The sequence below is a fragment of the Pseudomonas poae RE*1-1-14 genome, from assembly GCF_000336465.1.
In the GTDB taxonomy this organism is placed as follows: Bacteria; Pseudomonadota; Gammaproteobacteria; order Pseudomonadales; family Pseudomonadaceae; genus Aquipseudomonas; species Aquipseudomonas poae.
On record NC_020209.1, the window covers coordinates 2,486,601 to 2,500,419 of the forward strand.

At 61.7% G+C, this 13,819-nt stretch carries 12 protein-coding genes; 3 read left to right on the forward strand and 9 right to left on the reverse strand.

Annotation, left to right across the window (positions count from 1 at the left end; genetic code table 11):
* Positions 1-43: 43 nt before the first annotated feature.
* The 8 genes from H045_RS10660 to H045_RS10690 form a co-directional block, all read right to left on the reverse strand.
* Positions 44-979, reverse strand: a complete 936-nt coding sequence (locus H045_RS10660) for a sugar ABC transporter substrate-binding protein (RefSeq protein WP_003232276.1) — start codon at positions 977-979, stop codon at positions 44-46.
* 48 nt (positions 980-1,027) lie between these two features.
* On the reverse strand, positions 1,028-1,204 hold the full coding sequence (locus H045_RS25260; protein ID WP_003232275.1) for a hypothetical protein: 177 nt from the start codon (positions 1,202-1,204) through the stop codon (positions 1,028-1,030).
* A 171-nt stretch (positions 1,205-1,375) separates the two neighbouring features.
* Positions 1,376-2,386: a bifunctional inositol 2-dehydrogenase/D-chiro-inositol 1-dehydrogenase gene (gene iolG, locus H045_RS10665; RefSeq protein WP_015372353.1), complete on the reverse strand. Its 1,011-nt coding sequence runs from the start codon at positions 2,384-2,386 to the stop codon at positions 1,376-1,378.
* Positions 2,387-2,405: 19 nt separating this feature from the next.
* Entirely contained in the window at positions 2,406-4,337 is a 1,932-nt protein-coding gene (gene iolD, locus H045_RS10670) for a 3D-(3,5/4)-trihydroxycyclohexane-1,2-dione acylhydrolase (decyclizing) (protein WP_015372354.1), read from the reverse strand.
* A gap of 40 nt (positions 4,338-4,377) precedes the next feature.
* Complete coding sequence (locus H045_RS10675) at positions 4,378-5,199, reverse strand: TIM barrel protein (RefSeq protein WP_003232270.1); 822 nt, start codon at positions 5,197-5,199, stop codon at positions 4,378-4,380.
* A gap of 26 nt (positions 5,200-5,225) precedes the next feature.
* Positions 5,226-6,014, reverse strand: a complete 789-nt coding sequence (iolB, locus tag H045_RS10680) for a 5-deoxy-glucuronate isomerase (protein WP_003232268.1) — start codon at positions 6,012-6,014, stop codon at positions 5,226-5,228.
* A complete protein-coding gene (gene iolE / locus H045_RS10685) occupies positions 6,011-6,904 on the reverse strand; it encodes a myo-inosose-2 dehydratase (RefSeq protein WP_003232267.1) in 894 nt (297 codons plus the stop codon). Before iolE ends, iolB begins: the two co-directional genes overlap by 4 nt.
* A 55-nt stretch (positions 6,905-6,959) precedes the next feature.
* Positions 6,960-8,897, reverse strand: coding sequence for a bifunctional 5-dehydro-2-deoxygluconokinase/5-dehydro-2-deoxyphosphogluconate aldolase (locus tag H045_RS10690; protein ID WP_003232264.1), 1,938 nt, complete (start codon positions 8,895-8,897; stop codon positions 6,960-6,962).
* Positions 8,898-9,179: 282 nt separating this feature from the next.
* Here H045_RS10690 and H045_RS10695 point away from each other — a divergent pair, with 282 nt between their 5' ends.
* A complete protein-coding gene (locus H045_RS10695) occupies positions 9,180-10,076 on the forward strand; it encodes a MurR/RpiR family transcriptional regulator (protein ID WP_003232262.1) in 897 nt (298 codons plus the stop codon).
* Between the two features lie 185 nt (positions 10,077-10,261).
* On the opposite strand, the gene H045_RS10700 is transcribed toward H045_RS10695, so the two are convergent.
* A complete protein-coding gene (locus tag H045_RS10700; protein WP_015372355.1) occupies positions 10,262-11,167 on the reverse strand; it encodes a hypothetical protein in 906 nt (301 codons plus the stop codon).
* A gap of 351 nt (positions 11,168-11,518) precedes the next feature.
* Between H045_RS10700 and H045_RS10705 the strand changes: the two genes are divergently transcribed.
* Both H045_RS10705 and H045_RS10710 read left to right on the forward strand, forming a co-directional pair.
* Positions 11,519-12,202 (forward strand): response regulator transcription factor, encoded by a 684-nt coding sequence (locus H045_RS10705; RefSeq protein WP_003232258.1) that lies wholly within the window; start codon positions 11,519-11,521, stop codon positions 12,200-12,202.
* Positions 12,180-13,571 carry a sensor histidine kinase gene (locus H045_RS10710; protein WP_015372356.1) on the forward strand — a complete coding sequence of 464 codons (1,392 nt, stop codon included), beginning with the start codon at positions 12,180-12,182 and terminating at the stop codon, positions 13,569-13,571. The genes H045_RS10705 and H045_RS10710 overlap by 23 nt, the downstream gene beginning before the upstream one ends.
* Positions 13,572-13,819 lie beyond the last annotated feature (248 nt).

Below are 13,819 nucleotides of genomic sequence, written 5' to 3' on the forward strand. Positions count from 1 at the left end.
CGGTGATGACCGCCCTGCCGGCTTATTGTCGTTATGTCACTGCTTATTTGAAGTCGTTGACGTTGTCCGGGGTGATCAGCTTGAACGGGATAATCACGTTCTGCTCGACGGGCTCCTTCTTCGCCATCTTGCGCGCCGCTTCCACCGAGCCCACCGCCTGACCCTTGGCGTCCTGGAACGCCGAGGCGGCCATGTCGCCCTTGGTGATCGCGTTCAGCCCGTCCGGGGTTCCGTCGACACCGGCGATCAACACCGTGCCGGGTTTGGTGCCTGCCGATTTCAACGCCATGGACGCGCCGATGGCCATTTCATCGTTGTTGGCCAGCACCGCGTTGAACTCGCGGCCCTGGGTCAGCCAGTCATTGACCAGGGTCATGCCCTTGTCACGCAGCCAGATACCGGTCTGTTCCTGCTCGATCTTGATATCGGGGTACTTGGCCAGCACCTCTTTCACGCCCTTGGTGCGGTTGGTCGTGGAGTTGTTCGCCAGATCCCCCAGCAGGATCACGATCTTGCCCTTGCCACCGAGTTTCTCGGCGATGTATTGCATTTGCAGCTTGCCGGCCTCGACGTCATCGGAGGTCACGGCCACCACGCCCTTGGGCAGGTCTTTCTGGTCCGGGCGGCGGTTGACGAACACCAGCGGGATGCCCGCCTTGGTGGCTGCGCTGATGATGTTTTTGGTGGATGCGGTGTCCACCGGGTTGACGATGATCGCATCGACCTTCTGGCTGATGAAATTCTCGACCTGGCTCAGTTGCTTCACCACGTCGGCGCGGGCGTCTTCGAATTGCAGCTGCACGCCGTCGCCCTTGGGATAGGACTTGGCCTGCTTGTCCATGTCTTCGCGCAGATAGGTGAGGAAGGTGTCATCGAAGGCGGACATGCTCACGCCCACCTTGATGTCGGCGGCTGCGGCAATGCCGCTGGCCAGCCAGAGGGACAAGGCCAGCGCGGTAAAACGGATCGGGGTCTTCATGAACGGTCTGTCTCCACTTTATTGTTGGTTTTCTGGACGTTGCGTTGGTCAGGACTCGGCAGGCAGTCGAACCACCGGCGCGCCGGGAATGCAGCACAGCAGCGCGCCGTGGTTTTCGACGCACAGCATATTCAGGAAGGAGAAGTAGAACGGCCGCGCACGGGGCAGATCGCGGGGCGCATGGGCAGGGCGTAAAACGCGCAGTACAGCGTTGAAGATTTTCATCTGACGGTACCTGGTTGTTTTTGTTTTTGATTTTGTTTTTGTCGAGTCGCGCGAATCGAATCCGCGACGACCTTTATGCAACCTGGAAAAGACTTTATTGGAAAATAATTTCCATATCAATATCTTTTAGAATTTAATTCCATTTTTTACGCTCTCCCACACTGACGGTGATCAGCCGTAGAAACTCGGCCGATCCGGCAAGCTGACCTTGACGATCTGCTCACTGCCCTGCGCCTCTATGCACGCATCCGCCGCCACCGCCGCTGCGAAACCGTCCCACGCCGACGGCCCGCCGACGTACCCGGCGCGCACGCTGTCGATAAAGGCCTGCAACTCCACGTCATAGGCACCGATGAAGCGGTCCTTCCAATCCATCAGGATCGCATTGGACAGCTTGGCGCCACTGCGCAATTGCACCTGCGAAGGCTCCGGCAATTTGGCAATACCGGTCTCCCCCACCACTTCGCACTGGATGTCGTAGCCGTACTGGCAGTTCACAAACACCTCCACGTCAATGCGCGTGCCTTTGGCGGTCTCCAGCAGCACGATCTGTGGGTCGCGCAGATGGGCCAGGGCCTTGCTGCTCTTGCGCGGGAACACCACTTGCACCGAGACGTAGTCGTCGTCGAGCAGCCAACGCAGCACATCCAGCTCGTGGATCAGCGTGTCGGTAATTGCCATGTCGGTCTTGTAGTTGTCGCCCACCGTCGGGTTGCGGTGTGCGCAGTGCAGCATCAAGGGCTCGCCGATCTGGCCGCTGTCGATCACTGCCTTGAGGGCTCTATAACCAGGGTCGTAGGGGCGCATGAAGCCCACTTGCACCAGACGTTTGCCGTGGGCCACTTCGGCATCGACGATCGCCCGGCAGCCTTCGGCCGTCACGGCCAGGGGTTTTTCGCAGAACACCGGCTTGCCGGCGGCGATGGCGGCGAGCACAAACTCCTGGTGGCTCGGCCCCCAGGACGTCACCAGAATCGCCTCGACCTGCGGCGAATTGATCAGCGCATGGCCGTCCGGGTACACCTCGGCATCCAGCTGTAACTCGGCAACCACCCGGGCGGCCTGCTCAAGGTTAATGTCCGTCACCGCCACGACCTGGCTGTTGAGCAACGTCTGGCTGCACCGACGAATATGGTCTCGACCAATGGCGCCCGTGCCGATCACTCCAAGCTTCAAAGACATGCAAACACTCCTCTTGTTGTTAGTACTGCCTGGCCTTGGCCAACTGTTCATTGAGTTTTGCGGCGGCTGCACGGGTGCGTTCGCTGGTGGACACCTGCGCCACACCCACCCGCCACCACGACAGGTAGCCGTGAACCATGGTCTTGGGCAGCACCTTGATATCGATCAGGGTCGAGACGCTTTGCGTGCGCGCATCAGCCAGTGCCGCTTGCAGCTGTTCCACGTTGCTGACCTTGTAGGTCTTGCAGCCATAGGCCGCCGCGCTCATGGCGAAATCCACCGGCACCAGGCCGCCGTCGAGCTTGCCGCTCTCGGGGTTGCGGTAACGGAATTCGGTGCCGAAGCTGTCCATGCCGTTGCCGATCTGCAGGTTGTTGATGCAACCGAAGGCCATGTTGTCCAGCAGCACCACGTTGATCTTGCGCCGCTCCTGGATCGAGGTGGCCAGTTCCGAATGCAGCATCATGTAGGAGCCGTCGCCAACCAGCGCATACACCTCCTTCTGCGGTTCGGCGAGCTTCACGCCAAGGGCCGCATTGATCTCGTAGCCCATGCACGAATAGCCGTATTCGACGTGGTAGGTGTTGACGCCCTTGCTGCGCCAGGCACGCTGCAAATCCCCTGGCAGGCTGCCGGCGGCGGCCACGATAATGGCGTCGTCGGCCAGGCGTTCATTGAGCACGCCCAGAACGCGGCTCTGGGTGAGGCAGGAGCCGGTGAGTTCGATGAATTCGCGCAGTACCGCGCGGTCCAGCGCGTCGTCGACCTCGGGCACGAAATCATCGCCGTGGTATTGCACGCTGTGCACGCGATCCAGCTCAGCCTCCAGTTGCGCCTTCGCATCGCTCACCTGTTCGCCCCAGCCCGCGCGGTAGTCGCCGAGGGCATCGGCCAGCGCTTCGAGGGCCACCCTGGCGTCCGCCAACACCTGCACACCGTCCAGCTTCAACGCGTCGCACGGGCTGATATTGAGGTTCAGAAACCTCACCTCGGGGTGTTTGAACAGTGACTTGGACGAGGTAGTGAAGTCGGTATAACGGGTGCCGACGCCGATGATCAGGTCCGCCTCCGGCGCCAGCAGGTTGGCGGCCAGGCAGCCGGTTTCACCGATACCGCCCACATTGAGCGCATGGCTGGACAGCACCGCGCTCTTGCCCGCCTGGGTCTCGGCGAAGGGAATGTCAAACCGCTCGGCGAAGGCCTGCAACGCCGCATTCGCGCCAGCGTACTTCACCCCACCGCCGCAGATGATCAACGGCTTGCGTTTGCCCCGGAACGCGGCCAATGCATCGCCGATCATTGCGGCAGTGGGCGCACGCCGGTCGATGCGGTGCACGCGTTTTTGCAGAAAATAATCCGGATAATCCCAGGCTTCGGCCTGCACGTCCTGCGGCAACGCCAGGGTCACGGCGCCGGTTTCAGCGGGGTCGGTGAGCACGCGCATGGCGTGGATCGCAGCACTCATCAACTGCTCGGGACGGTTGATGCGGTCCCAGTATTTGCTCACCGAACGGAACGCATCGTTGGTGCTGATGCTCAGGTCGTGGAACTGCTCGATCTGTTGCAACACCGGGTCGGGTTGGCGGCTGGCGTAGACATCGCCGGGCAACAACAGCAATGGAATACGGTTGGCGGTGGCGGTCGCCGCCGCGGTGAGCATATTCGCCGCACCCGGGCCGACGGACGCGGTGCACGCATAGATTTTGCGGCGCAGGTGCTGCTTGGCGAACCCGATGGCTGCATGGGCCATGCCCTGCTCGTTGCGGCCTTGGTGCACCACCAGGTCGCCGCTGTCCTGCTCCAGCGCCTGGCCCAGGCCCAGCACATTGCCGTGGCCAAAAATAGTGAACACCCCGGCGACGAATTTGCTCTGCACGCCATCGACTTCGATGTACTGGTTATCCAGAAACTTCACCAGGGCCTGAGCCATGGTCAATCGGGTTGTGATCATCACTTGCACCTTGTGTCAATTCAGGTCCATTGGGTCTCGGTTATGCCCGGGACTTTTGCAACAGGGTCATGCTCGCCCCCAACGCCTGCTGAATATCGGCCATCGAATGCACGCTTTCGGCAAACGGTTCGAACGACAGATAGCCCCTGTAGCCGCTGCCGAGCAAGCGGTCGATCTGCGCCGCATTGCCGAGCATATCGCCCTCGCCCACCAGTACGCGGTGGCCGTCGCGGATCGAATTGAGCGGCGCATCGGTGTCTTCCACGCCGGAGATATGCACCAGCCCGGTGAGTGGCGCGAAGAACTCCTGCTCGCCGGCCAGGTGATGGTGGAAGGTGTCATGCACCAGGCGAAACACGTCCAGGCCACCGGTCGCCTGGATGGCGTCCACCGCCACACGCTTGCGGCGCATGGCGCATTCTTCAAAGCCCAGCGGCTCGATAAAACCGAGAATCCCGTACTCGCGCAGGATCGGCGCCAGTTCGCTCAGCGCGGTGCGCAGTCCGGCGGCGCGCTGGGCTTCGTTGCGCGTGTCGCCCGGTTCATTGAACGGGCACATCACCAAGCCCTGAGCGCCGCATTCACGGGCGTAGTTGGCGAGGTTGATTGCCTGGGCACGGCGCTCGTCATTCCACACATCAAAGGGGTACAGCGCGTTGATCGACAGCACGGTGATGCCCTGCGCGGCACACAATTCACGCACGCGGCTGGCCGGCGCACCGAATTCAATTTGCCGGTCGGCGAGGTCATTGCGGATTTCGATGGCATCGCATTCAAGCGCGACCGCCAGCTGGATGAACTCCGGCAGAGACAGGTGCGGCGCAACCATGCGGTTAAGCGCGAAACGTAACGGCGATTTCATTGTTGTTGTCCCCCGTCCAAAACAGCTTAAAGGTCCAGCAGCCAGCTGTGCTGCGGATCATTGTGGAAATGCCAGGCGCGCTTGGGCCCGGCCATCACGTTCAGGTAATAGGACTCATAGCCGTACGGCACGCTGACCGGGTGATACCCCTTGGGCACCACCACCAGGTCGCTGTTTTCCACGGCCATGGCCTGGTCGATGCTGCGATCATCGGTGTAGACGCGCTGGAACACGTAGCCCTGGGGCGGGTTGATCTGGTGGTAATAGGTCTCTTCCAGAAAGCTCTGGTGCGGCAGGTCGTCGGTGTCGTGCTTGTGCGGCGGGTAGCTCGACGAGTGCCCGGACGGCGTGCGCACTTCCACCACCAGCAGTGAATGGGCCGGCTCGCTGTCGGGCAGGATGTCGCACACATAGCGGGTGTTGGCGCCCTTGCCGCGCACGCTGCGCTTGCAGTGTTCGGGGCGGATCAGGCGCGGCTCGAAACCTGCGGCGCCGGGGGCGGCGCACACGGCGATTTGTACATCGCTCAAGGCGGTCACCTGGGCATCGGTGCCCGGCGGCAGGTAGGCGGCAAACGGCGATTTGTCCTCGAACACCGAGTGGCGATCACCAAGGTTCTGCCAGTCGAAACCTTCGCCTTGAATCGTCACCCGGCCACTGAGCAGCACCAGGCACAGCTCTTTGTCGCCGGCGCTGACCGGCAGGGTTTCGCCCAGGCTCAGGCGGTAAGCACTGAAGCCCACGTACTCCAGGCGCCCGGCTTCCAGGGCGACCATGGTTTGTCCGCGCTTGCTGCTTTTGACCAACAGGCTCATGGCTGAGTCCTCTCATTGAGCAGCGCGCGCAAGGTGTCATAGCCTTTTTTCGCATAGACATAGCTGGGCGCCACGGCAGGGTCCTGCTCGGCTTCCACCACCAGCCAGCCCTCGTATCGGGCCGCCAGTAATACATCGAGCAGTTCGGCAAAGTTGATGTCGCCATCGCCGGGCACGGTGAAGGTGCCGTTGACGATGCAGTCGGGAAAGCTCCACATCTGATTGCGCGCCAGTTGCACCACCGGTTTGCGCACGTCCTTGAAATGCACGTGGCAAACGCGGTCGATGTGTTTGCGCAGCACGTCAAGCGGTTCGCCGCCGCCCATGTAGCAATGGCCCGAATCGAACAGCAGGCCGACTTCGGGGCCGGTGCGCTGCATCAACTGGTCGATGTCCTGCGGGGACTCGACGTAGGCGCCCATATGGTGGTGGTAGGCCAGGCGCACGCCTTGGGACAGGGTAAAGCGCGCCAGCTCCGTGAGCTTGTCGGCGTAGTCCTGCCAGGCCTGTTCGCTGTGAAAACGCGGGCGTTCGATCAAACGGATGCGCGAACCCTGGATCGAGTCGGCGACTTCGCCGTATACCAGCACCGTGGCGCCGTTGTGTTTCAACAGGTCGACATGGCCGGCAATCGCTGCGATTTCTTCGGCAACCGAGCGGCGCGCCAAGCGGCTGGAGTACCACCCGGAGACCAGCGCCAGTTCGTAGGGCCGCAAGACGTCGGCGACGCCCTTGGCGTCTTTGGGGAACTTGCCGTTGAGTTCAAAGCCTTCGTAGCCGATCTCCCGGCCTTCGCTCAGCGCGGTGCTTAGCGGCGTTTCACCGCCCAGGGCCGGCAGGTCATCGTTGCTCCAGGAGATCGGGTTGATGCCAATTCGGATTGCGGGCATGGCTGCACCTTTTATTGTTTTCAGATACCACTGAGTTCTGCTTATGTGGGAGCGTTTAATTGCGAGCGCTGCGCCAGGCGTTGATGAGCTGTTCGAAGATAGCCTGCACCTGCTGGATCAAGCGCTCGTCATCGATCTCCCCCGCCATCCACGCGCGGCTCGGTTCCTGGAAGATCGTGCGGCCCACGGCGAACCCGCGACAGCTGCGGCTGCGGCTGGCCTGGCGGAAACCCTCGGCCAGACACTCGGCCGAGGCATTCAGCCCCAGCAACACCACGCCCCGGCAATACGGATCGCGCGCCTCGATCAGCTCATCGAGCCTGCTCCACTCATCGGCCGACTGCGCCTCGATCTTCCACCACGCCGGGTAAATGCCCAGGTTGTACAGGCGCTTGACGCTACGGTAGAGCGCATCCGGGCAGGTGGAAGGATGATCCTTGGGCGGTATGACTTCCAGCAGCAATTCGTGACCGCTGACCAGGGACGCCTCGTACACCGCCTTGAGTTGCGCCTCCTGTTCCAGGCGCAGCAGCGGCTCGTCATCAGGGTGAAACTGCACCAGGCATTTGATGATCTGTTCCTGGGGCCAGGCGATCAGGTTGCTTCCCACCGAACGCCCGTGTTCAAACGCCAGCGGCCGTGAGTTCTGCACTTCCACCGGACGCGCGATCCACCAGCCGCGACCGCTGGCGGCATTGAGCGCGTCCTGGCCGAAACGCTGATCGGCCAGCAGGCCCACATCGGCCTCGACGCCCTGCTCACGCAGCCGCGTTTCGACGCGCTCGATGGCCTGGATAAACAGCTGTTTGATGGCGCTGATGCGGGTCAGCTCCTGGCCGCCTTTTTGCGCCAGTTCCACCAGTTGCCAGCGGTGGTCGAAGGCAAATACAAACAGCTGCTTCCAGGTTTTGCGCGGCACCGTGACCCGGTGCAGGCGTTGCAGGGTTTCGTCCTGATCCGGCCGGGTGATGGGCACCGGGCTGCTGAACAGGTATTCCAGTTCAGCCGGGGTGGGCATGGCGGGCGCGCAGGCATGCCGCGACACCACAAGACCACCGCAGGCATTGGCCAACTGGCTGCAACGCTCATCACTGGCGTCATTGAGCCAGCCGCTTAAAAAGCCCGACATGAATGCATCGCCGGCCCCCAGCACGTTGAGCACTTCCACCCGCACGCCGGGGTAAATCGCGCCATCTTCCAGCCGGGCCGGAATCGCGCCGTGGATCACCGTGCAGCCTTGCGGCCCAAGCTTGACCACCAGCGTTGCCGGGGTCAGCTGACGAACCGTGCGCAATGCGCTCAGCAGGTCTTCGCTGCCGCCGGCGATCAGGAATTCTTCTTCAGTGCCGACAATCAGGTCGAATCGCGGCAGGATTTTCTGTACATGCTGGCTGACGCTCTGATCGGCCACGAAGCGTGTTTCGCCGTCGGCCTTGCCCGCCAGCCCCCACAGCACCGGGCGGTAGTCGATATCCAGCACGCACTTGACGTGGTGCCTGGCGGCGTAATCGAGCGCCTGAATGCTCGCCTTGTACACGCCGTCGCTGGAGAAATGCGTGCCGGTGATCAGCAGCGCCTTGCTCGAAGCAATAAAGGTCTCGTCAATGTCTTCGGCGCGCAGGGCCATGTCGGCGCAGTTTTCGCGGTAGAACACCAGCGGGAAGGTTTCGCGGTCCTTGAGACCCAGCAGCACCAGCGCGGTGAGGCGTTCCGGGTCGACCTTGACGGCGCTCACGTCGCAGCCCTCGCGGGCCAGGGACTCCAGCAGAAAGCGACCCATGTGATCGTCGCCGACGCGGCTGAGCATCGCCGACTTGAGCCCCAGCCGCGCGGTGCCGAACGCGATATTGGCGGAGGACCCGCCGAGGTACTTGGCAAAGCTGGTCACGTCCTCAAGCCGCGCGCCCACTTGCTGCGCGTAGAGGTCGACGCCCAGGCGTCCGAGGCAAATCAGATCCAATTGACGCCCACTGGCAAAACGAGTCTGGCCCATGCTGGCTCCTGTTATTTTTATCAGCCTGCGTCGTGCCGCCATGAACACGGCAAACGCTCTTGGTGGGAAGCAGACTAGAACGTCCGGCGAGCACGATCAATATTTATTCCATAATTATTTTTGTGGAATATTTTTTCCAATAAGCCATCATAGGCTCGCGCCAGCCACCGTGCATCGTTCCAGCCAGTCCCGTGTTCCCTGATGCCGAGGTATTTTTTTGCGCCTACCCTGTAGACTTGCGCCACCCCAGCGCACCAGACGAACACGCCAGAAGGATTGCCCATGCCCGAGACCCCTTCACAAGATGCTCTCGCCAGCCCCCCGCTCAATGCCGAACGCCTGTTGCAGCTGATCACCGACGAATACGAAAGCCTGCCGCGCCAGCTCAAACGCATTGCCAGCTACATCAGCCAGCAGAGCGACCGGATCATGGTCGACCGCATCAGCGACATCGCCCGTGAATGCGAAGTACACCCGTCAGCCATCGTGCGCTTTTCCCAGCGTTTCGGCTTCAGTGGCTTCAGTGAGATGCAGGCGCTGTTTCGCGAGGCGTATACGCACAAGACCACGCCGGTGCAGAACTACCAGCAGCGCATCCGCAGCATGATCGCCAACAAGTCGCAGAAGGCCAGCGGCGGCGACCTGGCACGCGAGTGCGTCAACGCCACCTTGTCAGGCATCGAGCGACTGGGCCTGGAACTGGATGACGTGGCGTTCGACAAGGCGGTAGACCTGGTGGTCAACGCCGAAAACATTTATGTGGTGGGCGTGCGCCGTTCGTTTGCGGTGGCCGACTACCTGGTCTACAACCTGCAGCACACCAACAAGCGCATCCATCTGGTCTCGGGCCTGGGCGGCAGTTATCGCGAGCAGATGCGCAGCGTGCGCGCCGATGACCTGGTCATCGCCATCAGCTTCACGCCGTACGGCAAAGAGACCCAGCACTGCCTGCGCATCGCCCAACATCATCAGGCCAGGACGCTGATCATCACCGACAGCAACCTCTCGCCTCTGGCCAAGCGCGCGAATGCGGTGCTGCTGGTCAACGAGGGGTCATCCTTTGCGTTTCGCTCGTTGAGCGCCACGCTGTGCCTGTGCCAGGCATTGTTCATCGCCGTGGCTTACCGCCTGGAATTGAAGGTGGACGAGATTCACGAGCAGTTGGGTTTCGACGACTGACGAAAAAATGTGTGAGGGGGCTTGCTCCCGATAGCGGTGCGTCACCGCTATCGGGAGCAAGCCCCCTCACACATCGGGATGGAGCCTGGTTCGGATCAGTGCATGAAGATCGCGATCAGAATGATCAACGGGATTGGCACGCCGAGGAACCACAGAAGTAATGAGCGCATGATGTTCTTCCTTATTTAACGAACGTAGTTTTCAGTTTCGACATACACCACCGCGTCACGACGGCGACCGCCGAAGGTGGCAGCGAAGCTGGCGAAGAACGCACCGATCAACAGCGACACGAAGGTCCACAGCGAAGCGTACGCAGCCACTTTTGCGGCAGTGTCGGCGGCTTGCTTGGCTTTGAGCTTGGCATCTTCGATGGCTTTGCGGGCGTCGCCATACACTTTGTCGATACGCGCTTCGGCATCCGCTTGGCTGAGGTTGGTGCGCTGGCTGATCAACTGAGCCAGGTAGGTGCGGTCTTCCGGAGCCAACTGGCCGTCGTTGCCCAGGGTACGGGCGAAGATGCGACCGACTACGGCATGGGCAGCGTCATCGCTGACCGCTGCAGGGCGATCGTCACGGAACAGGCTGTCGACGTAGTAGCCGAAGTCGCCGCTGTGGGCGCCATTGGCCATGCTGCCAGCTGCCTGGGTCATGCCGCTTGCCGCACCGGAGGCCACACTGGCACCGGCTTTGACGCCACCGCCGACGACGCTGCTCACCGAGCCGACGACCAGCATGGCCGTGATCAGGGTCGCCACAGCCCAGGCCAGGAAGCCGTGGGCGGTGTCGCGAAAGTACACTTCATCGCCATGCATGTTGGCCCACTTCACACGCAAGCGACCGGCGATGTAACCGCCCAGCCCTGACGCGACAATCTGGGTAAAGGCCAGCCAGATAATCGTGGAAATGCCAAGCCCCTTGGCACTCATGCCGCTGTCGGCCCACGGCGATACCGCCGAGAAACCCAGGCCGAAGCCCAGCAGTACGAGGATCAACGAGAGTGCGGCGGCTGCGGCCGCCCCGGCAAAAATCGCCCCCCAGGAAACCCCGGAGCGCGCGCTCGATTCTTGAAGCGTGGTGGATGATGTGATCATTGTTGTTGTGCTCCCGGCAGGAAAAAAGGTGTTACAAGTCTCAAAAAGGACAGTGCAGGCCGCGTGCCAGCGCACGACAAAAATAAAACCCTTGCATTTCAATTAGTTAGATAAATCGAACTTCTTCCATCCATGCAAGTTGCAATAAAACCCGGTTTTGAGCGGGCGTAATGCAATCCTCCATTCACAAAAAATCCCCTGCGCAAGGGGCTTGCTCCCGATAGCGCCAGGTCAGACGGCCGCCCTTTACCTGCTGCATTTCAAGGAGATGAAGTTTTATTTAGGAAACGTTCAGTTACTTATTGGCAAAATATGCGTACTTCTAGTGTGAATCGCTCACCAGGTACTCCTATGACCCGTATTTTGACCATCGAGGATGACGCCGTAACGGCCCGCGAGATCGTCGCCGAGCTGAGTAGCCATGGACTGGAGGTAGACTGGGTGGACAATGGCCGTGAAGGCCTGGTCCGCGCCGTGAGTGGTGATTACGATCTGATCACCCTCGACCGAATGCTGCCGGAACTGGATGGCCTGGCCATCGTTACCACCCTGCGCACCATCGGCGTTTCCACGCCGATCCTGATGATCAGCGCCCTCTCCGACGTTGACGAGCGTGTGCGTGGCCTGCGTGCCGGCGGTGACGATTATCTGACCAAACCCTTTGCCTCCGATGAAATGGCCGCCCGCGTCGAAGTGCTGCTGCGCCGCAAAAGCACGGTCAAGGAGTTCGAAACCGCGCTGCGCGTGGCGGACCTGGAACTGAACCTGATCAGCCGCGAAGCCAGTCGCGCCGAGCAGCCACTGACCCTGCTGCCCACCGAATACAAACTGCTCGAATTCCTGATGCGCAACACCGGGCAAATCCTCTCGCGCATGATGATCTTCGAGGAAGTCTGGGGGTATCACTTCGACCCCGGCACCAACCTGATCGACGTGCACATCGGGCGCCTGCGCAAGAAGATCGATCCCCCGGGCCTCACGCCGCTGATTCGCACGGTACGGGGCTCGGGTTATGTCATTGCTGAACCCCTCTAAGGGCTGGCGCTCCTCCAGCAGCCGCCTGCTGGCGTTGTACAGTTCGCTGTTCGTGGCCTGGAGCTGCATCCTCATGGGCGTGCTGTATTACGAGGTGTCTGGTTACCTGAGCGACTTGTCGCGCCATTCATTGCTGCAGCGCCAGCACCTGTTCCAGCGCTTCGACGGCCAAGAGCTGGTGGAAGCGCTGACCACCAGCATGACCTTCGACATGAAAGGTGTGGACGCCTACGGTCTGTTCGATGAGGCCTTCCGCCCCTTGAGCGGACCGATCCGCGGGGTGCCACCGGACCTGCCTCTGGACGGCAAGATCCATACCCTGGTCAATTGCGTCGAATCCGATGACCCCAAGCTGCCCAAGGACAGCTGCGACGCCGTCGCGACCCATACCGACGACGGCCGCTGGCTGGTGCTGGTGCGCGCCAACGGTTCGCTGTTCGGCGTGACGCGGATCATCTGGCACGCGCTGTTATGGGCGCTGTCGCTGACCATCATCCCCGGCATCGCCGGCTGGCATCTGCTGCGCCGCCGCCCGTTGCGGCGCATTCGCGGGATCCAGGCAAGCGCCGAAGCCATCGTTGCCGGCGACCTCACTCACCGCCTGCCGCTGTCCGACCGGCGTGATGAGCTGGACATGCTCGCGGCCATCGTCAACGCCATGCTCGACCGCATCGAGAAGCTGATGAACGAGGTCAAGGGCGTGTGCGACAACATCGCCCACGACCTGCGCACCCCGCTCACCCGTCTGCGCGCGCAGTTGTACCGCATCAAGCAGCAAGCCGAAGAAGACTCGGTGCACGCGGTGAAACTCGACGATGCGATTGCCGAAACCGACACGCTGATGGCCCGGTTTCGCGGGCTGTTGCGCATCTCGGAACTGGAGGACCATCAACGCCGCTCGGGCTTTCTGGTCATGGACCCGCTGCCGCTGCTGCGCGAGCTGCATGACTTCTACCTGCCCCTGGCCGAGGAAGGCGAATTGCAACTGCTGTTGCAGGTGCCAGCGTCTTTGCCGCCGATCAGTGGCGACCGCGCGCTGCTGTTCGAGGCCCTGTCCAACCTGTTGAGCAACTCGATCAAGTTCACCCCGCCAGGCGGTGAAGTGATTTTGCGTGGCGTAAATAACGCCGGCAGCACCCGCATTGAAGTGCACGACTCCGGGCCGGGCATTCCACTGGCCGAGCGCGATGCGGTGTTCCAGCGTTTTTACCGGGTGGACGAAAGCGACCAGCAAGGCGGATTCGGGCTGGGCTTGTCGATTGTGGCGGCGATCATCAACCTGCATGGGTTCAAGCTGGACGTGGGCAGCAGCCAGCGCGGCGGCGCCAGATTGGCGCTGGAGTGCCGACAGCAGCTGATGCCCAAATAGCCCAGCCACCGCTAAAGAATGTGGGAGGGGGCAACCACATCCCTGTGGTGCGGGCTATTGCTGTGGCGAGCGGGCTTGCCCCGCGTTGGGCTTCGAAGCAGCCCCAATCCAGCAAAACGCGGTGTGCCTGATACGGCTCAGCGCCTGGTTTTGGGGCTGCTGCGCAGCCCAACGCAGGACAAGCCTGCTCGCCACAGGGAATCTGCGCTTAACTGAAAGGCATTGGGGCGAGCCCGCTCGGCACAGGC

Excerpts from the sequence above, each read along its gene's own strand:
- H045_RS10660 (WP_003232276.1), bottom strand. The coding sequence starts at position 979 with ATGAAGACCCCGATCCGTTTTACCGCGCTGGCCTTGTCCCTCTGGCTG.
- H045_RS25260 (WP_003232275.1), bottom strand. The coding sequence starts at position 1,204 with ATGAAAATCTTCAACGCTGTACTGCGCGTTTTACGCCCTGCCCATGCG.
- iolG (WP_015372353.1), bottom strand. The coding sequence starts at position 2,386 with ATGTCTTTGAAGCTTGGAGTGATCGGCACGGGCGCCATTGGTCGAGAC.
- iolD (WP_015372354.1), bottom strand. The coding sequence starts at position 4,337 with ATGATCACAACCCGATTGACCATGGCTCAGGCCCTGGTGAAGTTTCTG.
- H045_RS10675 (WP_003232270.1), bottom strand. The coding sequence starts at position 5,199 with ATGAAATCGCCGTTACGTTTCGCGCTTAACCGCATGGTTGCGCCGCAC.
- iolB (WP_003232268.1), bottom strand. The coding sequence starts at position 6,014 with ATGAGCCTGTTGGTCAAAAGCAGCAAGCGCGGACAAACCATGGTCGCC.
- iolE (WP_003232267.1), bottom strand. The coding sequence starts at position 6,904 with ATGCCCGCAATCCGAATTGGCATCAACCCGATCTCCTGGAGCAACGAT.
- H045_RS10690 (WP_003232264.1), bottom strand. The coding sequence starts at position 8,897 with ATGGGCCAGACTCGTTTTGCCAGTGGGCGTCAATTGGATCTGATTTGC.
- H045_RS10695 (WP_003232262.1), top strand. The coding sequence starts at position 9,180 with ATGCCCGAGACCCCTTCACAAGATGCTCTCGCCAGCCCCCCGCTCAAT.
- H045_RS10700 (WP_015372355.1), bottom strand. The coding sequence starts at position 11,167 with ATGATCACATCATCCACCACGCTTCAAGAATCGAGCGCGCGCTCCGGG.
- H045_RS10705 (WP_003232258.1), top strand. The coding sequence starts at position 11,519 with ATGACCCGTATTTTGACCATCGAGGATGACGCCGTAACGGCCCGCGAG.
- H045_RS10710 (WP_015372356.1), top strand. The coding sequence starts at position 12,180 with ATGTCATTGCTGAACCCCTCTAAGGGCTGGCGCTCCTCCAGCAGCCGC.